The sequence below is a fragment of the Pseudomonas sp. V88_4 genome (assembly GCF_029967985.1).
GTDB classification, from domain to species: Bacteria; Pseudomonadota; Gammaproteobacteria; order Pseudomonadales; family Pseudomonadaceae; genus Aquipseudomonas; species Aquipseudomonas glycinae.
Window position 1 is genome coordinate 357,156 of the sequence record NZ_JASCAF010000044.1, and the last position, 18,816, is coordinate 375,971.

General features: G+C 61.8%; 18 protein-coding genes. 12 read left to right on the plus strand and 6 right to left on the minus strand.

The window, feature by feature from the left end:
* Positions 1–2: 2 nt before the first annotated feature.
* From QLG12_RS22840 to QLG12_RS22850, 3 genes are all read right to left on the minus strand, one after another.
* Complete coding sequence (locus tag QLG12_RS22840) at positions 3–2,846, minus strand: class I adenylate cyclase (RefSeq protein ID WP_282475269.1); 2,844 nt, start codon at positions 2,844–2,846, stop codon at positions 3–5.
* A 194-nt stretch (positions 2,847–3,040) separates the two neighbouring features.
* Positions 3,041–3,286, minus strand: coding sequence for a TIGR02647 family protein (locus QLG12_RS22845; RefSeq protein WP_007951883.1), 246 nt, complete (start codon positions 3,284–3,286; stop codon positions 3,041–3,043).
* A 191-nt stretch (positions 3,287–3,477) separates the two neighbouring features.
* Positions 3,478–3,762, minus strand: a complete 285-nt coding sequence (locus tag QLG12_RS22850; protein WP_197867121.1) for a hypothetical protein — start codon at positions 3,760–3,762, stop codon at positions 3,478–3,480.
* Between the two features lie 123 nt (positions 3,763–3,885).
* On the opposite strand from QLG12_RS22850, the gene QLG12_RS22855 reads away from it, so the two are divergent.
* On the plus strand, positions 3,886–4,545 hold the full coding sequence (locus QLG12_RS22855; RefSeq protein WP_236192270.1) for a glutathione S-transferase: 660 nt from the start codon (positions 3,886–3,888) through the stop codon (positions 4,543–4,545).
* 128 nt (positions 4,546–4,673) lie between these two features.
* Here QLG12_RS22855 and argH read toward each other — a convergent pair whose 3' ends face one another.
* Positions 4,674–6,068: an argininosuccinate lyase gene (gene argH / locus QLG12_RS22860; protein ID WP_064379888.1), complete on the minus strand. Its 1,395-nt coding sequence runs from the start codon at positions 6,066–6,068 to the stop codon at positions 4,674–4,676.
* A gap of 473 nt (positions 6,069–6,541) precedes the next feature.
* On the opposite strand from argH, the gene QLG12_RS22865 reads away from it, so the two are divergent.
* The 7 genes from QLG12_RS22865 to QLG12_RS22895 all read left to right on the plus strand — a co-directional run bounded on the left by QLG12_RS22865 (position 6,542) and on the right by QLG12_RS22895 (position 12,941).
* On the plus strand, positions 6,542–7,288 hold the full coding sequence (locus tag QLG12_RS22865; protein WP_282475270.1) for a LytTR family DNA-binding domain-containing protein: 747 nt from the start codon (positions 6,542–6,544) through the stop codon (positions 7,286–7,288).
* Positions 7,289–7,426: 138 nt separating this feature from the next.
* Positions 7,427–8,368 (plus strand): hydroxymethylbilane synthase, encoded by a 942-nt coding sequence (gene hemC / locus QLG12_RS22870; protein WP_282475271.1) that lies wholly within the window; start codon positions 7,427–7,429, stop codon positions 8,366–8,368.
* The gene (locus QLG12_RS22875; protein ID WP_282475272.1) at positions 8,365–9,132 is read left to right on the plus strand and encodes a uroporphyrinogen-III synthase; all 768 of its coding nucleotides are present in this window, start codon (positions 8,365–8,367) and stop codon (positions 9,130–9,132) included. The genes hemC and QLG12_RS22875 overlap by 4 nt, the downstream gene beginning before the upstream one ends.
* A 16-nt stretch (positions 9,133–9,148) precedes the next feature.
* Positions 9,149–10,291, plus strand: a complete 1,143-nt coding sequence (locus tag QLG12_RS22880; protein WP_282475273.1) for a uroporphyrinogen-III C-methyltransferase — start codon at positions 9,149–9,151, stop codon at positions 10,289–10,291.
* Entirely contained in the window at positions 10,288–11,526 is a 1,239-nt protein-coding gene (locus tag QLG12_RS22885) for a heme biosynthesis protein HemY (protein ID WP_282475274.1), read from the plus strand. Before QLG12_RS22880 ends, QLG12_RS22885 begins: the two co-directional genes overlap by 4 nt.
* A 219-nt stretch (positions 11,527–11,745) precedes the next feature.
* Positions 11,746–12,297: a disulfide bond formation protein B gene (locus QLG12_RS22890; RefSeq protein ID WP_085653943.1), complete on the plus strand. Its 552-nt coding sequence runs from the start codon at positions 11,746–11,748 to the stop codon at positions 12,295–12,297.
* Between the two features lie 185 nt (positions 12,298–12,482).
* Entirely contained in the window at positions 12,483–12,941 is a 459-nt protein-coding gene (locus QLG12_RS22895; protein ID WP_041475458.1) for an Rsd/AlgQ family anti-sigma factor, read from the plus strand.
* A gap of 60 nt (positions 12,942–13,001) precedes the next feature.
* Here QLG12_RS22895 and QLG12_RS22900 read toward each other — a convergent pair whose 3' ends face one another.
* The gene (locus QLG12_RS22900; RefSeq protein WP_197867126.1) at positions 13,002–13,667 is read right to left on the minus strand and encodes an FKBP-type peptidyl-prolyl cis-trans isomerase; all 666 of its coding nucleotides are present in this window, start codon (positions 13,665–13,667) and stop codon (positions 13,002–13,004) included.
* 192 nt (positions 13,668–13,859) lie between these two features.
* Between QLG12_RS22900 and QLG12_RS22905 the strand changes: the two genes are divergently transcribed.
* Complete coding sequence (locus QLG12_RS22905) at positions 13,860–15,050, plus strand: AlgP family protein (protein ID WP_282475275.1); 1,191 nt, start codon at positions 13,860–13,862, stop codon at positions 15,048–15,050.
* Here QLG12_RS22905 and QLG12_RS22910 read toward each other — a convergent pair.
* Complete coding sequence (locus QLG12_RS22910) at positions 15,047–15,508, minus strand: TIGR02444 family protein (protein ID WP_197867128.1); 462 nt, start codon at positions 15,506–15,508, stop codon at positions 15,047–15,049. The two genes, QLG12_RS22905 and QLG12_RS22910, sit on opposite strands and share 4 nt — an antisense overlap.
* Positions 15,509–15,558: 50 nt before the next feature.
* Here QLG12_RS22910 and QLG12_RS22915 point away from each other — a divergent pair, with 50 nt between their 5' ends.
* From QLG12_RS22915 to QLG12_RS22925, 3 genes are all read left to right on the plus strand, one after another.
* Positions 15,559–17,469 carry an ATP-binding cassette domain-containing protein gene (locus QLG12_RS22915; RefSeq protein WP_108563533.1) on the plus strand — a complete coding sequence of 637 codons (1,911 nt, stop codon included), beginning with the start codon at positions 15,559–15,561 and terminating at the stop codon, positions 17,467–17,469.
* Positions 17,469–18,050: a mechanosensitive ion channel family protein gene (locus QLG12_RS22920; protein WP_011336505.1), complete on the plus strand. Its 582-nt coding sequence runs from the start codon at positions 17,469–17,471 to the stop codon at positions 18,048–18,050. Before QLG12_RS22915 ends, QLG12_RS22920 begins: the two co-directional genes overlap by 1 nt.
* 114 nt (positions 18,051–18,164) lie before the next feature.
* The gene (locus QLG12_RS22925) at positions 18,165–18,797 is read left to right on the plus strand and encodes a LysE family transporter (RefSeq protein ID WP_064379910.1); all 633 of its coding nucleotides are present in this window, start codon (positions 18,165–18,167) and stop codon (positions 18,795–18,797) included.
* Positions 18,798–18,816: the final 19 nt, after the last annotated feature.

Below are 18,816 nucleotides of genomic sequence, written 5' to 3' on the forward strand. Positions count from 1 at the left end.
CCTCAGACCTGCTCGAGCGCCTCGTTCAGAGAGCGTTCCAGGTCGGCCTTGTAACGCAGATACAGATTGCTTGAACTCTGCCCGTCACCGATCACACCCGACAGGTCCAGGTCGGTGATGTAGCAGCGGTAGCGCTCGCTTTCCCGGCGCTGCCCGACGATCTCCCGGGCGACCACGCTGAACAGCTGGTCGCCATGTTCCAGCTCGCTGAATTCCCGTTGATTGCAATACAGCGTGACCTGCACTTCGCCGGGCGCGGCCTTGCCGATGATCGCCTGTACGTCGTAGAACGGTTTATTGACCGGTGTCTGCGGTGCGGGGCGCATTTCGACCCGTCGCGCGCGTCCCGGTCCTGATGGCAATAACTGGTAATACAAGATTTCAAGGCTGGCAGCATGGCCCGAATCCATCGGCAGCAGCGCTTCGCGGCGGAACTGGATCGATTGCAGGAACCGCTGCAACGGCACCAACAGGCTTTGCTCGTCGTGATAGGGCAAATGCTGTTGCCACAGCGCATTGAATTCGTCGAGTACGTAGAGTTCGGCGGTTTGTTCGGTGATCCGGTAGAACACCTGAATGCATTCGGGCTGGCCCATTGGCAGGATCAACGCCAGATCGTGGTCTTCCAGTGCCATCGGATCCAGGTGCAGCGGGCTGTAGCGCGGCTGTTCCTCGCCCAGGTAATCGAGCAGCGCCGGCAGGGTGGCGAGGGCGACATGGCTGACCTGGCCCGGCACCAGTTCCAGCACGTGGTAATGCTGCTGCACCTGGATCAGGTAGCGGTGATTCAGGTCGCTGAGCAACAGGGTCTGCGCGGTGTCGACGATTTCTTCCACCCGGCGCGCAATGAATTGCGCGCGGTTGTGACAGAAACAGCGCACCCGCAGCGATGGCTGTTGCGGCCCTCGCGGCAGGTTGTTGAGGTAATCGCGCAGGCAGTCCATCAGGGCATGCGGGCCGTCGAAGCGGTTGACCAGCACTTCGTTCCAGCTGTTAAGCGTGACCTGATCCAGGGTCAGCACCAGATTCTCGCGCACGCCGGCGTAACTCAGCGAATCCGTGCGTTCGGTGGTCATCAGGATGTTCAGGTCGCGGTGATGCTTGAGCGGATCGACCCCGACATTCACCAGCATCAGCACTTCGCTTGGTACGGCGGCACGCAACAGCGGTTCTTCGGCAACGGTCGACAAGGGCAGGGCGATGCTCTGTTGCAGGCTGCCGAGCAGGTTGAATAGCTCGAACTCGCTCATATCGCTGGTGCCGGGGTGCAGCGCCAGTCGGGTGCTGCTGTCGATCACGCCGTTGCGGTGGCACCAGGTCAGCAGTTCCAGCAACTCGCGGCTGCGCTTGATCGGCGCGAAGTGTTCCCACTCCAGCGCCGTCAGGCTGCCGTTGTACAGGCCCCACTGGGTTTGGCCCGGTTCCTTTTTGTTCGGCGATTGCACCAGGGTCAGGGTGTCTTCGGCCAGATCCGGGGCGATGCCGGGGTTGATGAACTCGACCTTGTCGGCCTTGCGTTCGAACGCTGCGTACAGGCGCCGTCCGAGAACGTTGAGGTCGCGCTTGTTGATCAGGCTGACGGTCTGCTCGCTGCGGGCGAACTGGGTCAGAAAGCGGTAGCTGTAGTTCAGCTCGTTTACCAGCGCCCGGCGCTCGGCGCTGACCTGGCGGACTTTCCACTGGCTGCGGCTGTCGAGCAGCGCCAGTTGCCGCTGATCCCAATGCCATTCGCTGGCCAGTCTTTCCAGCAGTGAGCGCTGCCAGCTTTGGGTGCGGGTGTTGCCGGTGAGCTTGCGGTTGACCTTGAGGTACAGCGCCCGGCGTACCAGCTCAAGCCGTTCCGGCTCGTTGCGCGCAGTGAGGTATTCCTCGATCCGGCGGTAGACCACCATGTACGGGTCCAGCTCGTCGAGATCCAGCCGGTTGGCAAATACGGCCTGCTTGAAGCGCAGGCTCAGGCACTGCACGTGGGGATGTTCGCTGGCGTAGACCTCGGTCAGCAGCAGCTTGAGCACCGATTTGTAAGGCGATTCGATGCCCTTGAACAGTTGCCACAGCCCGGCGCCGACGAACTCGCCCGGCGGAATGTGCGCCATCGGCCCCAGGTCGAGGGTTTCATCGTTGCGGATGAAACGCTTGGAAATCAGGGTGTGGGTGTACGCATCGTAGGCGCGTTCTTCATAGACCGGCACCAGCCACCAGATCGGCGTGCGCCCGGCGAGCCAGATCGCGGTGCGGTAGAACTCGTCCAGCAGCAGGTAATGCTGGGTGGTGCCGCAATCTTCGGAGCTGAGCTGGGTGTCGCGCTCGCCTTTGACGAAACGCACCGGGTCGATCAGGAAAAAGTGCGCCTCGGCCCCCTGGCTGGCGGCCCAGGTTTCGAGCAACTGGCATTTCTTGCGCAGCTCGGCCAGTTCGCTGTCGCTCAGGTCGGGGGCGTGGCAGACCCACACATCCATGTCGCTTTGGTCGGCCTGGGCCAGCGTGCCGAGGCTGCCCATCAGGAACAGCCCGTGAATCGGCCGTGGCGGGTTGCTGCCGTGACGCGGCTTATAGGAGAACGAGCGCGTCAGCCGCTGAGCTTCGGCCAGCACATCGGCGTCGGGTTCGTAATTCGACAGCCCGGCCGGCGTACTGCCCGAGACATAGCCGGGCAGCAGCGGATGATTGACGTGGAAAAACAGTGGCAGCAGCGTGAGCACGCTTTGCTGGCGCGTCGACAGACCTTCCAGCGCCCGGTTCAGGCGGCCTTCATTGAGTTTCAGAAAACGTGCACGTAGCTGGCTGAGTACCTTGCGGTCGATGCCTTCGTCCAGGTCGGGGCGGATTTCATGGGTGCGGGTCATGTCGGCTCAAACCGGCGCGCAGGGCTCGGAGGCAAGGGGTCTCGGATGTCCGGGAGTTTAGCGCCTGAGCGGCAGGAGTTTTAAGCTGAATTTGTTTTTTGACGTCAGATTTCTATCGCGCGGCGATGGAGGACGTTCATGGCTGGCCCGCGGAAATCCCGTGGCAGGGGTTTCCGTGGGCAAAGTCGGGAGAATCAGGCGGTTTGCTGCTCTTTGAGAATCGTCAGTACGGTTTGCACGTTTTGTGCGGCATCGCGACCTAGGCTGGTCAGGTAACCGCCATCAGGCTGGTCTGTCAGTTCTTTTTCGAACAGGCGTTGTGCGGCGGCAATGTGCTTCGGGGCAGCGGTCTGATGAATTTTCAGACCTTCCTGGGAACTGTCCAGGTTGAAGAGTGCGAGGACTTCCAGTTCGGCAACCAACTCAGGGGTAAGCGACATAAGGACTCCAGACTTTCTAGGAATTGGACGACAGCGCCCCTAAGGTGAACCTGCCGGCGCGGCCTGTCCAGTGCGCGTATCAGGGTTTTTGTCCCGGGGTGGATTCCAGTGTAGTCAGGGGGCGGCAGAAGGCCGCGAAGATGGGTGACAAATTGTGTGGGAGCAGGCCTGCTCCCACAGGGCGGGGCCGTTTACTGCTTTTCCGCTGGCAGTTCCGGCAGTGCGCGCAGCGCGGTTTCGTACCATTCGGTATCGAACGCGCGGTCTTCGTCGAGCATCGCGTCGATTTCGTAGGCCAGCACGTGGGCCATCAGGTTCAGAATGTCGTCACGCTCGTAGCCGACCAGCGTCAGTTTGTTGAAGGTTGCCTTGGCCGCTGGCGGGTTGTCACTTTCGATCTGGTTCTCGATCGCTTCGATCAGCGTCGATTCGGTGAACTCTTCTTCATCATTGTCGATGTCAGTCGGCTCGCTCATGGCAGGCTCCTCAAGGAAAGGCGCCAGTTTACCCGCATTCAGCAGCGTGATGCTGCTGGCGCGAATCCCTGGTGCGATCTATAAACAGGCACTGCCCACCCCGCACGGCCTGGAGGCTATGTGATGTTCAAGCTCTATGGATTCTCCGTCAGCAACTACTACAACATGGTCAAGCTGGCGCTGCTGGAAAAAGGCCTGCCGTTCGAAGAGGTCACGTTCTACCCGACGCCTACGCCTGAGTCTCTGGCCATCAGCCCGCGCGGCAAGGTACCGGTGCTGGGGGCCGAAGGTGGTTACATCAACGAAACGATGGTGATGCTCGAATACCTCGAGAGTGTAGGTAAAGGCGTGCCGCTGCTGCCGACCGAGCCGTTTGCCCGCGCTCAGGTGCTGGCGGTAGCCAAGGAAATCGAGCTGTACATCGAGCTGCCGGCCCGAGCCTGCTATGGCGAGGCGTTTTTCGGCACGGCGCTGCCGGAAGCGATCAAGGAGAAAACCAAGGCTGAATTACTGCTGGGCTTTGCGGCGCTGGGCCGTCACGGCAAGTTCGCCCCGTATGTGGCGGGCGACAGCCTCAGCATTGCGGATTTGTACTTTCTCTACAGCGTCCCACTCGCGGCAGCGGTGGGGCACAAGCTGTTCGGGCTGGATTTGCTGGCGCAGATGCCGAAGGCCAAGGCGCTGCTGGAGCGGCTTGAGCAGAATCCGCACGTGCAGAAGATTGCCGCGGACAAGGATGCGGCGATGCCGGCGTTTTTGGCGATGATCGCAGCCAAAAAGTAGATTTTTTTTAGCGTTTTGAAACCAGTCATCGCGGGCAAGCCCGCTCCCACAGGGTTCCGCGTTGAATCACGATGATGTGTTCTACGCGAAATCTGTGGCAGCGAGCTTGCTCGCGATGTTTTTGGCTTTTAGCGGCTGGCGATCAGCGCCTGACCGCGGGCAACGGCAGCCTTGACCTGCGCCGGCGCAGTGCCGCCGATGTGGTCACGGGCATTCACCGAGCCTTCCAGGGTCAGCACGGCAAACACATCCTGCTCGATCTGGTCGCTGAACTGACGCAGTTCTTCAAGGCTCATTTCCGCCAGATCCTTGCCGGTGTCGACGCCGTACTTCACCGCGTGACCGACGATCTCGTGGCAATCACGGAACGGCAGGCCACGGCGAACCAGGTAGTCGGCGAGGTCGGTGGCGGTGGAGAAACCGCGCAGCGCCGCTTCGCGCATGATGGCGTGCTTTGGCTTGATCGCCGGGATCATGTCGGCAAAGGCACGCAGCGAGTCGCGCAAGGTGTCGGCTGCGTCGAACAGCGGTTCCTTGTCTTCCTGGTTGTCCTTGTTGTAGGCCAGCGGCTGGCCTTTCATCAGGGTCAGCAGGCCCATCAGGGCGCCGAACACACGGCCGGTCTTGCCACGTACCAGCTCCGGCACGTCGGGGTTTTTCTTTTGCGGCATGATCGAGCTGCCGGTGCAGAAACGGTCCGGCAGATCGATGAACTGGAACTGCGCACTGGTCCACAGCACCAACTCTTCGGAAAAGCGCGACAGGTGCATCATCGCAATGCTCGCGGCCGAGCAGAATTCAATGGCGAAGTCACGGTCGGACACGTTGTCCAGCGAGTTGCCGCCGACGGCGTCGAAGCCCAGCAGTTGCGCGGTGTATTCGCGGTCGATCGGGTAAGTGGTGCCGGCCAGCGCGGCGCTGCCCAGCGGCATGCGGTTGGTGCGCTTGCGGCAGTCGACCAGGCGCTCGTAGTCGCGGCTGAGCATTTCGAACCAGGCCAGCATGTGGTGCCCGAAGGTCACAGGCTGCGCGGTCTGCAGGTGGGTGAAGCCCGGCATGATGCTGGCAGCTTCACGCTCGGCCTGCTCCAGCAGGCCTTTTTGCAGGCGGGTGATTTCACTCAGGATCAGGTCGATCTCGTCACGCAGCCACAGGCGGATGTCGGTAGCGACCTGGTCGTTGCGGCTGCGGCCGGTGTGCAGCTTCTTGCCGGTGACGCCGATGCGGTCGGTCAGGCGTGCTTCGATGTTCATGTGCACGTCTTCGAGGTCGACGCGCCAGTCGAACTGGCCGGCCTCGATTTCGCCCTGGATGGTCTTCAGGCCATCGATGATGCTGTCGCGCTCGGCATCCGTCAGCACACCGACCTTGGCCAGCATGGTGGCGTGGGCGATCGAGCCCATGATGTCGTGGCGATACAGGCGCTGGTCGAAAGTGACGGAGGCGGTGAAGCGGGCGACGAAGGCGTCGACGGGTTCACTGAAGCGGCCGCCCCAGGACTGATTGGTCTTGTCAGTGCTCATGAATTCGCTCGTATCGGCTTGGAGAAAGAAGGCGTGAAACGCTGGCGCGGATAATAACAGGGTTGCCAATCCTGTCGCTGACACTGGTCGATACGTTTTTTTCTCATTCGGTACGCCATAGTCGTCGGCGTCCCCGGGGGATTTGCGCAAGGATATTTTCCGATTGAGCAATATCGCCCCGACGAGCGTCTACAGTAGGACATAGGGGTCGGATGGCCACGGATCGGGCAAAGATCCGGCCGCCGACTATAAGAAGAGAGAGGGGTGGGTGTATTGGCCATTGGCATACCCTGCGTAAAACGCAGTCAGCGACGGGCGTCGGGCGGTACGTTGCGGGTGTCGGCAAATATTGCCGGCCGACGTACGGCACTTTTTGGCGCTCACGCTAGTCTTAGCGTGGATCGCGGTGACGGACGTCACTCCACTTGTCTACGCTATCCTTGTGCGAGACTCACGCAGGAATCCAGCGCAATATGAATGTCCTGATCGTTGATGACGAACCACTGGCCCGCGAGCGACTCAGCCGAATGGTGAGCGAGCTCGAGGGGTACACAGTCCTGGAGCCCAGCGCCACCAATGGCGAAGAGGCGTTGGCACTGATCGACAGCCACAAGCCGGATATCGTACTGCTCGATATCCGCATGCCGGGCCTCGATGGCCTGCAGGTGGCTGCCCGTCTGTGCGAACGCGAAACCCCGCCGGCCGTGGTGTTTTGCGCAGGTCCCGATGAATTTGCCGTGGAAGCCCTGCAGGCCAGCGCCGTGGGCTATGTGGTGAAACCCGTGCGAACCGAACATCTGCAAGACGCCCTGAAGCGGGCCGAACGTCCCAACCGGGCCCAGCTCTCGGCCCTGACCCGTCCTGCCGCCGAAAGCGGTAACGGCCCGCGCAGCCACATCAGCGCCCGTACCCGCAAAGGTATTGAACTGATCCCGCTGGATCAGGTGGTGTACTTCATCGCCGACCACAAATACGTGACCTTGCGTCATGAAGTTGGCGAAGTCCTGCTGGATGAACCGCTCAAGGCGCTGGAAGACGAATTCGGCGAGCGCTTCGTGCGGATTCACCGCAACGCGCTGGTCGCCCGCGACCGCATCGAGCGTCTGCAACGGACACCGCTGGGCCACTTCCAGTTGTTCCTCAAGGGCTTGAACGGTGACGCGCTGATCGTCAGCCGCCGGCATGTGGCGGGCGTGCGCAAAATGATGCAGGGGCTTTAATCCGCGGGCTCCGGGCGGTTCTTCGTTCCTTTCACCAGGCACCGCAGGCCAGGGAGGCCACGCCGTATCTGATTCAGGTCAAAGTGGATTTGGCTGAGCTGTTATTATCCGCCGTATCTATTCAGTACGGATTGATCCATGTCCTCTCGCGAAATCCGCATCGCCACCCGCAAAAGTGCACTGGCCCTCTGGCAGGCCGAATACGTCAAAGCCCGTCTGGAAGCCGCCCACCCGGGCCTGCTGGTGACGCTGGTGCCCATGGTCAGTCGCGGCGACAAGCTGCTTGATTCGCCCCTGTCGAAAATCGGCGGCAAGGGCCTGTTCGTCAAGGAACTGGAAACCGCGCTGCTGGAAAACGAAGCCGACATCGCCGTGCATTCGATGAAAGACGTGCCGATGGATTTTCCTGAAGGCCTTGGTCTGTTCTGCATCTGCGAGCGCGAAGATCCGCGTGACGCGTTTGTCTCCAATACGTATTCCAGCCTCGATGCGTTGCCAGCCGGCAGCATCGTCGGCACGTCCAGCCTGCGCCGCCAGGCGCAGTTGCTGACGCGCCGTCCGGATCTCGAAATCCGCTTCCTGCGTGGCAACGTCAATACTCGTCTGGCCAAGCTCGACGCCGGCGAGTACGACGCGATCATCCTCGCGGCAGCGGGCCTGATCCGCCTCGGTTTCGAAGATCGCATCACCTCGGCCATCAGCGTCGACGACAGTCTGCCGGCCGGTGGTCAGGGCGCGGTCGGTATCGAATGCCGCAGCGCCGACACTGAAATCCACGCCTTGCTCGCACCCCTGCATCACGCCGACACCGCTGAACGTGTCACCGCCGAACGGGCGCTCAACAAGCACCTGAATGGCGGCTGCCAGGTGCCGATCGCCTGTTACGCCGTGCTCGAAGGCGATCAGTTGTGGCTGCGCGGTCTGGTGGGCGAACCGAGCGGCGGCAAACTGCTCAGCGCACAAGCCCGTGCACCGCGTACGGCAGCCGAGACGCTCGGTGTACAGGTTGCCGAAGACCTGCTCGGCCAGGGCGCTGACGATATTCTCAAGGCAGTCTACGGCGAGGCAGGTCACGAGTGACCGCCTGGCGCCTGCTGCTGACGCGCCCGGCGGAAGACTGCTCGGCGCTCGCTGCCGTGCTGACCGAACAAGGGATTTTCAGCAGCTGTCTGCCGCTTTTGGAAATCACGCCACTGCCGGCCTCTGACACAATGCGCGACACGATTGCGCAACTGCCGCGTTACAGCGCAGTGATCGTGGTCAGCAAGCCGGCGGCGCGGATCGCGGTGGATCTGCTCGACGCTCTGGGTATGGCGACGCCGACGATGCCGTGGTTCAGCGTGGGGGCGGCGACCGCCGCTATCCTTCGCGATCGCGGGCTGGATGTGAGCTTCCCCGAAGCGGGTGACGACAGCGAAGCCTTGCTGCAAATGCCGCGTCTGCTGGCGGCGGTGGCTGAGCCCGGCTCGCAGGTGTTGATCCTGCGCGGGGAGGGCGGACGCGAGCTGCTGGCCGAGCGCCTGCGCGCGCTTGGTGCTAGTGTCGAATATCTGGAGTTGTACCGTCGCGACCTGCCGGACTATCCGCCGCAGGAGCTGCCCCGCAGGATTGCAGCGGAACGCCTGAACGGGCTGGTGGTCAGCAGTGGACAGGGTTTCGAGCACCTGCGCCAACTGGCCGGCGACAGCTGGCCTGTACTTGCGCAGTTGCCGTTGTTTGTTCCAAGCCCAAGAGTCGCCGAGCAGGCACATGCCGCCGGGGCCCGAACAGTTGTGGATTGTCGCGGCGCCAGTGCTGCGGCCTTGCTGACGGCGTTACGGGAGCATCCCGTGCCCGTTCTCTAATGCAAAGGATGGATACGTGAGCGAAACAGCCTTGCCTAAAGATGACGTTCAACCTGTGATCGATGCGCCGGTTGATGCACCGCCACCGGCCGCGGAACCGCGCCGAGGCAACGGATTGGCCATTCTCGCGCTGCTGCTCGGCGCCGCCGGTGTTGCGGTGGGTGGCTGGGGTGTCTGGCAGGTGCGACATCTGCAGGTCAACACGCAAAATCAATTGAGTCAGGTTCAGGCATTGAGCGATCAGGCACAGACCCTGAAGCTCAATGAGCAACGACTGACCGAGCGCCTCGGGCAATTGCCCGGCGCCGATGAGCTTGCCGAACGCCAGCGTCTGGTGACGCAACTTCAGGGCGATCAGCAGCGCCTCAATCAACGTCTGGAAACCGTCCTCGGTGCCAGCCGCAAGGACTGGCGTCTGGCCGAGGCCGAGCACTTGCTGCGTCTGGCCAGCCTGCGTCTTTCCGCCCTGCAGGACATCAGCAGCGCCCAGGCGCTGGTCCAGGGGGCCGATGAAATCCTGCGCGAGCAGAATGATCCCGGCTCGTTCGCCGCCCGCGAGCAAGTGGCGAAAACCCTGGTGGCGCTGCGCAGTACCGAGCAGCCGGATCGCACCGGGCTGTTCCTGCGCCTGGGCGCCTTGCGCGATCAGGTCATCGGCCTCACCGAGCTGGCGCCGGAGTACAAGGATCGCGGCGATTCGCTGCTGGGCCTGACTTCCGATGGCGACGGCGCCAGTCGCTGGGCGCAATGGTGGGATCAGATCTCGCGCTACATCCGCATCGATTTCAACGCCGACAAAAACGTCCGGCCGCTGCTCGCCGGCCAGAGTCTGAGCCAGGTGCGCCTGGCCCTGAGCCTTTCGCTCGAGCAGGCGCAATGGGCCGCGCTCAACGGTCAGGCGCCGGTGTACACCCAGGCGCTGGCAGAAGCGCGTGACGTCCTCACGGGCAACTTCAACCCGGACAACCCGCAGAGCAAAATCATGCTCGAGCAGGTCGCGGAATTGAGCAAGCAGCCGGTTACCGTCAACACGCCGGATCTCGCCGGAACCTTGAGCGCGGTGCAGGCGTACCTGGAGCGCCGTAACGTCAACGCCGAAGAGTCGGTGAAACCCTTCGCCAAGCCGGCCGCCAGCACCGCGCAGGAGGCGACACCATGAAGCGCCTGTATGTGATCGTGTTTCTGGTGATCGCGGCGACGGCGGCCCTCGGCCTGGCGATTGCCGAGCATTCCGGTTACGTGCTGGTCGCCTACAAAAGCTTTCGTTATGAATCGAGCCTGTGGGCGACCCTCGCGTTGGTGGCGGTGCTGTGGCTGCTGGTCTGGGGCATCAAGGCGCTGGTCGAGCTGGTGCTGACCTCCGGCGGCGTGGTCAATCCATGGTCGCGCCGCAACCGCAGCCGTCGCGTGCAGGTGGCGATCGAGCACGGTCAGCTTGACCTGGCAGAGGGTCGCTGGGCCAGTGCCCAGCGTCATCTTTACCGGGCCGCCGAGGCCGAGCGTCAACCGTTGCTGTATTACCTGGGTGCAGCCCGCGCCGCCAACGAACAAGGCAACTACGAGGAAAGCGATCGCCTGCTGGAGCGCGCCCTCGAACGTCAGCCGCAGGCCGAGCTGGCGATCGCCCTCAGCCATGCGCAGTTGCAGACCGATCGTGGCGATACCGATGGGGCGCTGGTCACCTTGCAGGCGATGCACGAGCGCCATCCGCACAATGTCCAGACCCTGCGCCATTTGCAGCGACTGCATCAGCAGCGCGGTGACTGGTCATCGGTGATCCGCCTGTTGCCGGAGTTGCGCAAGGACAAAGTCCTTCCGCCGGCCGAGCTGACCGAGCTCGAGCGTCGCGCCTGGGGGGAGAACCTGTCCCTGGCGGCCCAGCGTGAAGAGGACGGTGCGGTCGGTTTGCAGTCGCTGAATCGGGCCTGGCAGCAACTGACGTCTGCCCAGCGTCAGGAACCTGCGCTGGTGCTGGCCTACGCCGAGCAGCTGCGCCAGCTGGGTGCACAGGTCGAAGCGGAAGAAGTGCTGCGCACGGCGCTCAAGCGCAAGTACGACAGTCATCTGGCGCGCCTTTATGGTCTGGTGCGAGGCAGCGATCCGGCGCGTCAGTTGCAGACGGCTGAAGGTTGGCTCAAGGATCATCCGGGTGATGCCAGCCTGCTGCTGACGCTGGGCCGTTTATGCCTGCAAGCCAGTCTGTGGGGCAAGGCGCGGGACTATCTGGAAAGCAGCCTGCGAGTGCAGCGCAATCCGGAAGCGTGCGCCGAGTTGGCACGTCTGCTGGCTCGACTGGGTGATACCGAGCGCAGCAACCTGCTGTTCCAGGAAGGTCTCGGTATGCTGGATGAACGCCTGCTGGCTGCGCCATTGCCTGTAGCCGTTCGAGCGTGATCAGAAAGGAGGAGCGTGCTCCTCCTTTTTTACCCGGTGACTGAATAGTTACCGGTAAATCTCCTCCTGAGCAAAGTCCTACATCGGACTACACCGAATCCTTCTGCGTCTGTCGGGATTTCCCTACACTTCTGGTGAAGTGTCGTCACTGACCTGCCTTGAAAGCCCAAGGCCCTTTCCTCTACCGTAACTGCCTGTCTTTATTGTTACGGATAAGCCATGTCGTTGGCCTGCTCACGTTCCCTGTTCTTTATGGCTTTCACTGCGGGGATTCTGGCCCTGGGAGCTTCCTATTACCTCGAATACGCAATCGGTCTGGTGCCCTGTAGTCTGTGCCTGGTCCAGCGTCTGTTCATGAGCGCACTCACCGTTTTTTGTGGAGTGGCGGCGATCCATGGACCTCAGCGTTTCGGTCTGTCCATGTATTGGATAACGGTGTTGCTGAGCAGTCTCGGCGGTATGACGGCGGCTTGGCGGCAAGTGTTGTTGCAAGGTGATTCGCTGCAGAGGCTGGCGCATTGCACGCCAGATCCCCAGGAATTGTTCAGCAGCCTGCCGTGGTTATGCGCACTGATGCGTATGTTCAATGACACTGCCGATTGCACGGAATTGTCCTGGACGCTGTTCGATCTGAGCATTCCGGAGTGGAGCCTGCTGTTCTTCGTGGGGATGTCGATCCTTGCCGCTTACCAGTTGCTGCGACAGGTCTGGATGGCTTTGCAGCGACCACTCAGCGGCCAACCGTCGCACCCGGCGCTGGTCAGGGATTAAACACTTGTATGAACTTTCTCTCCTGCGTACCTTGAAGCCATAGGCGTGCGGGCATAATCTGGCCCGCACGTGTCATTGGAATTATGTTGCTCGATGACGCTCTGCCCGGCCGCCTCTCAAAGCAATAGCCACAAGAAGGGGCGCGGGTGTAGGGCAGCATGACCCACAAGGGAAGAGAGATCGCCATGCTCGAAAGTTGTCAGAATGCTCAGGAACGTTGGGGTGGAGTTCATCTGCTGATCGACCGCTGGCTGCAGGAGCGTGAGGAATTGATCGCTGCCTATGACAGGCTGGGCGCCAAGCCTCAAGCGCTGTCCGAGGATCGAAAGCCCTTGCAGGAGTTCTGCGGCGTGCTGGTCGATTACGTCTCGGCCGGCCACTTCGAAATCTACGAACAGCTCACTGGCGAGGCCAAGGCGTTCAACGACAAGCGCGGCCTGGAACTGGCCGAGACGATCTATCCGCGGATCGATGTCATCACCGAAAAACTGCTCGCGTTCAACGACCTTTGCGATGAAGGCAAATGCGTTGCGGAGAAATTCAAGGAGCTGGGCGGTCTGCTCCACGAACGCTTCGAACTGGAAGACTGCCTGATCGAAGTGCTGCATACCGCACACAAGGAAGAGGATTCGGTTCAGGCCTGAATCGAAACTCGCAAGACACAGAAACGGTGCGCCCCAGGCGCACCGTTTTTTATTGGGCGATCAACTGGTCGCGCCGCGCAATTCCACTTCGAACACCAACGGTGTGAACGGCGCGATCAAGTCACCGGCACCGTCGGCGCCATAAGCCTGATCCGATGGGATCACCAGACGCCACTTCGCGCCGACCGGCATGTTCTGCAGCGCGGTGCGCCAGCCGGCGATCACACTGTCGAGATTGAACCACTGCGGCTGGGTGTTCTGATCGAACACGGTGCCGTCGGGCAGTCGACCGATGTACAGCACCTGCACTTTTCCATCCGGGCCGGCCTTCGTGCCATTCCCCGGCGTCAGCTCGGTCAACAGGATGCCGTCGGCCAGCTCCTTCACACCCGGTTTGGCTTTTTCGGCGGTGAGAAAACGCCGCTCGTTTTCCATCGCCGCTTCAGTCGAAGGCATGGCTGCCTGCTCGGCTGTCTGCGATTCGTGATCGGCCAGGATCTGCTCGATGCGCGCCTCGCTCAGTGCCAGCGGCTTGCCTTGATAGGCTTGTTGCAGACCTTCGATAAGCGCCTGGATCTGGAGCTGCGGCACTTCCTGACGCAGTCGTTCACCGAGGCTGGCACCGAGGCTGTAAGCCAGATCGTGGGCATCATTTGCAGTGGTTTTTTCGTCGGCCTGAACCACGGAAAAAATCATGCAGAGGGATAAAAAAAGGTAGCGCGACATGGGCACTCTCCATCCAGAATTGCGGTGGATTATGCCAGCGCGAACGTCTGCAACGGTGAACTGCTTTTGCCAATGCGCAGAAGTTTTTCGCAAGCCTGCAACCGAGTGCTTTCGATACTGTCAACATGCCCTAGCGGCGGTAGCAGCAGAGGTCTAGTATGAGCCGCACTCACGTCAGCCAGGAGGTAAACCATGTCGGCCACCAAGAAGCCTGTAAACACTCCGTTGCATTTACTCCAACAACTCTCGGGCAGCCTGCTCGAGCATCTGGAAAACGCTTGCTCCCAAGCCTTGGCTGATGCTGAAAAACTGCTCGCCAAACTGGAAAAACAACGCGGCAAGGCGCAAGAAAAACTGCACAAATCCCGCACCAAATTGCAGGACGCAGCAGCGGCCGGTAAAGCCAAGGCGCAGACCAAGGCCAAGGCTGCCGTGAAGGAACTCGAAGATCTGCTCGATGCGCTGAAGGAGCGTCAGTCCGATACCCGCAGCTACATTCTGCAACTCAAGCGCGATGCCCAGGAAAGCCTGAAACTGGCCCAGGGTGTCGGCCGTGTTCAAGAGGCTGTTGGCAAGGCGTTGTCCCTGCGTTCCGCTAAACCTGCAGCGGCGCCTGCGAAAAAAGCGGCCGCCAAACCTGCAGCGAAAACACCGGCCAAAGCGCCTGCGAAAGCCCCAGTGAAAGCCGCTGCAAAACCAGCCGCGAAAAAACCCGCAGCAGCCAGCGCTGCCAAACCTGCGGCGAAAACCACAGCGGCCAAACCAGCTGCCGCCAAACCGGCTGCTGCAAAACCAGCCGCCAAACCAGCGACGAAAACCGCTGCTGCGAAGGCGGCTCCGGCCAGAACCGCCGCTGCAAAACCTGCTGCCAAGCCAGCCACCAAAGTGGCCGCTAAACCAGCAGCAAAACCAGCCGTTAAAGCCGCCGCTAAACCAGCCGCTAAACCGGCCGCCAAAACGGCTGCTGCCAAGCCTGCGGCGAAAACCGCTGCCAAACCGGTTGCTGCCAAACCTGCTGCCAAAGCGGCGGCGAAACCAGCCGCCAAGCCTGTGGCAAAAGCGGCAACCAAACCCGCTGCAAAACCGGCGGCCAAACCGGCTGCCGCCGCGAAGCCTGCAGCAACCGCAGCCAAGCCAGCGACCGCCGCTAAAGCGGCTGCCAAGCCAGCAGCAAAACCTGCGGTGAAGAAACCTGCCGCTGCCAAGCCAGCAGCAAAACCAGCTGCAGCGAAACCGGCCACGGCGCCTGCTGCCAAACCTGCCGCACCGTCAACTCCGGCTGCGACCGCAGCTCCTGCACCCGCCACTACCTCGACCACCCCAACCACGCCATCCCCGGCGCCGGTGTCGGGCGTCGCCAGCAACCCTTCCAGCGCTTCCTAAGCGCCGGTCGCCGCGACGCGCAGCACTTGCAGCGCGTCGCGGTTCAGGTGGGCCGCAGGGCCGGCCAGTACTTCCAACCAGTCACTTGATTCCTTCGAATGACGCTTCCAGCCTTGCGCTGCGCCTTCAAGTCGCGACAGCAGCGCACGCTCCGCCTCCAGCTCCAATCCCTTGATCTGCTCGCGCATCCCCTTGAGCACCGGATCGGTGTCAGCCAGGGTTTTCCACTGCATGCGCAATGCGCGCAACGGTTGCACGACGTCCCGGTCCCAGGGCTCTGTCAGTTCCAGAAGCTGCCGCGCACGTGCCTCGTCGCAGTTCGCATCGCGTTGTTCCAGCCATGAACCGCACAGCATCAGGCACACATTGGCCCCCGCCGATTGCAGGCGCAGGCAAGCATCCTCCACGCCGGGACGGGCGTAGACGGCAAGGGCAAAGCTCCATAGGTCAGAGGACATCGTGCTACTCGCGCCAGTTGCGAACGAAGCTGGTAGACTCCGCCGCCATTATGATCCGACTTCAGAACCTGACTTTACAGCGTGGCCCGCAACGTCTGCTAGAAGACGCCGAGCTGACCCTGCACGCCGGCCACAAAGCCGGCCTCATCGGTGCCAACGGCGCCGGCAAATCCAGCCTGTTCGCCTTGCTCCGCGGTGAGTTGCACCCGGACTCGGGTGACTGCCTGTTGCCGGCCGACTGGCGTATCGCCCACATGCGCCAGGAGGTCGACACGCTTGAGCGCCTGGCGGTCGATTATGTGCTCGACGGCGACCTGCGTCTGCGCGAAGTACAGCGTGAGCTCGCGGCAGCCGAAGAGGCCCACGACGGCACAGCGCTGGCCCGTCTGCACGCCGAGCTCGACAGCGCCGACGGCTACACCGCCGATGCGCGGGCCCGCAAGTTGCTCGCCGGTCTCGGGTTCACCAATGAGCAGATGGATCGTCAGGTAGGAGATTTCTCTGGTGGCTGGCGGATGCGTCTGAACCTTGCGCAGGCTTTGATGTGCCCATCAGACCTGTTGCTGCTGGACGAACCGACCAACCACCTGGACCTCGATGCCATCATCTGGCTTGAAGAGTGGCTGAAAAGTTACCCCGGCACCTTGCTGCTGATTTCTCACGACCGAGACTTCCTCGATGAAGTGGTCGATCACGTGGCCCACGTCGATCAGCGCAAGCTGACGCTCTACCGTGGCGGCTACACCGCGTTCGAACGCGCCCGAGCCGAACGTCTGGCCCAGCAGCAACAGGCCTACGAGAAGCAGCAGGCACAGCGTGCGCACATGGAAAGCTACATTGCCCGCTTCAAGGCCCAGGCCACCAAGGCCCGTCAGGCCCAGAGCCGGATCAAGGCGCTGGAGCGCATGGAAGAGCTGTCGGCGGCCCACGTCGACTCGCCGTTCGACTTCGTGTTCCGCGAGTCGACCAAGATCTCCAGCCCGTTGATCGATCTGTCCGATGCACGTCTGGGTTATGGCGAGAAAACCGTGCTGGAGAAGGTCAAGCTGCAACTGACCCCCGGCGCGCGGATCGGCTTGCTCGGCCCCAACGGCGCGGGTAAATCGACCCTGATCAAGAACCTTGCCGGCGAGCTGTCGCCGCTGGCCGGGCGCCTGACTCGCGGTGAGAACACCGTGGTCGGCTACTTCGCCCAGCATCAGCTCGATTCGCTGGATTCCAAGGCCAGCCCGTTGCTGCACTTGCAGCGTCTGGCGCCGACCGAGCGCGAGCAGACCCTGCGCGATTTCCTTGGTGGTTTCGACTTCCGTGGCGCACGGATCGACGAACCGGTGCTGAATTTCTCCGGTGGCGAAAAGGCCCGTCTGGCCCTGGCGTTGATCGCCTGGGAACGGCCGAACCTGTTGTTGCTCGACGAACCGACCAACCACCTCGATCTGGAAATGCGCCTGGCGCTGACCATGGCGTTGCAGGAATTCAGCGGCGCGGTGCTGGTGGTTTCCCACGATCGGCATTTACTCAAGAGCACCACCGACAACTTCTTCCTGGTCGCGGACGGCAAGGTCGAGGAGTTCGATGGCGACCTTGAGGACTACGCTCGTTGGTTGGTCGAGTACCGTCAGCGCAACGCCCCGGTCAGCAACACACCGGTCAACCCGGACAAGACCGACAAGAAGGCCCAGCGTCAGGCCGCCGCTGCGTTGCGTCAGCAACTGGCGCCGCACAAGCGCGAAGCCGACAAGCTTGAAGCCGAGCTCGGCAAGCTGCACGAGAAACTGGCCAAGGTCGATGCCAGTCTTGGCGACAGCGACCTCTACGAGCCGGCACGCAAGAACGAATTGCGTGACCTGCTGGCCGAACAGGCCAAGCTGAAAGTCCGCGAAGGCGAACTTGAAGAAGCGTGGATGCAAGCCCTGGAAACCCTGGAAAGCATGCAGGCGGAGCTGGAGGCGTTGTCCTGATGGAAGCCTTCAAACTTCCATTGCCGGCGATGTGGGTCGAGCCGATCTGGCTCGGCGTGCAGATTCTGCTGATCCTGTTGGCCGGCTACTTCGCCCAGCGCGTCGTCGCCCGATTCCTGACTCGCCTGGGCGAGAAGTATCCGTTCCCGCCGCAGTTGCTGATGCCGCTGCGGGGTGGTCTGCGCTGGCTGATCATGGGCAGTGCGCTGATCTTCGTGCTGGAACGACTCGGGGTCTCGGCCACAGTGCTGTGGACCGCACTGTCGGGCTTCGTCGCGGTGGCGGCGGTGGCGTTCTTCGCCATGTGGAGTGTGCTGTCGAACCTGCTCTGCGCGATTCTGATCTTCACCGTCGGCCCGTTCCGTCTTGGCGATGTGGTCGAACTGGTCGACACCACCGACAAGCCGGGCGTTAAAGGCCGGGTGGTGGCGATCAATCTGCTCTACACCACGTTGATCGAGGCTGAAGAACTCGGTACCGGCAGCGCCATGGTGCAAGTACCCAACAGCCTGTTCTTCCAACGTTCGGTGCGACGCTGGCGCGGCACGGATGTCTTTCCTTCCAGCGGTTTCGAAAAGTGATCGGACGCCGGCCACGTTGGTCGGCGGCCACAACATCCGACAAAAAAACGGTAGTCATCCAGTCCAAACCGCATTAGTTTTGAGGATTGTCACGAGTCTGAGTCGAGGTGTGCGATGGAGCTTCAAACATGGCTGGCGTTTTTTGCCGCCTGCTGGGTGATCAGTCTTTCTCCGGGTGCCGGCGCCATTGCGTCGATGTCCAGCGGCCTGCAGTACGGTTTCTGGCGCGGTTACTGGAATGCCTTGGGCCTGCAGATCGGCCTGGCTATGCAGATTGCTATTGTGGGCGCCGGCGTCGGCGCGATCCTCACCGCTTCGGCCACAGCGTTTCACGCGATCAAATGGTTCGGTGTTGCCTACTTGGTTTACCTTGCGATCAAGCAATGGCGGGCACAGCCGATGGATATGAGTGACGACGCAGCGGTTCGGCCGATCGGCAAGCCGCTGGCTCTGGTGTTTCGTGGGTTTCTGGTGAACATCAGCAACCCCAAGGCCCTGGTGTTCATGCTCGCGGTGCTGCCGCAGTTCATCAATCCGCATGCCCCGTTATTTATCCAGTACGTGGTGATCGGTGTGACCATGATCGCGGTCGATCTGATCGTCATGGCCGGCTACACCGGTCTGGCGTCGAAGGTGCTGCGTCTGCTGCGCACACCGACCCAGCAAAGACGTATGAACCGCACCTTTGCCGGGCTGTTCATCGGCGCGGCGGCGTTCATGGCGACGTTGCGCAAAGCGGCCGCATAAAGCGTACAGGCACAAAAAA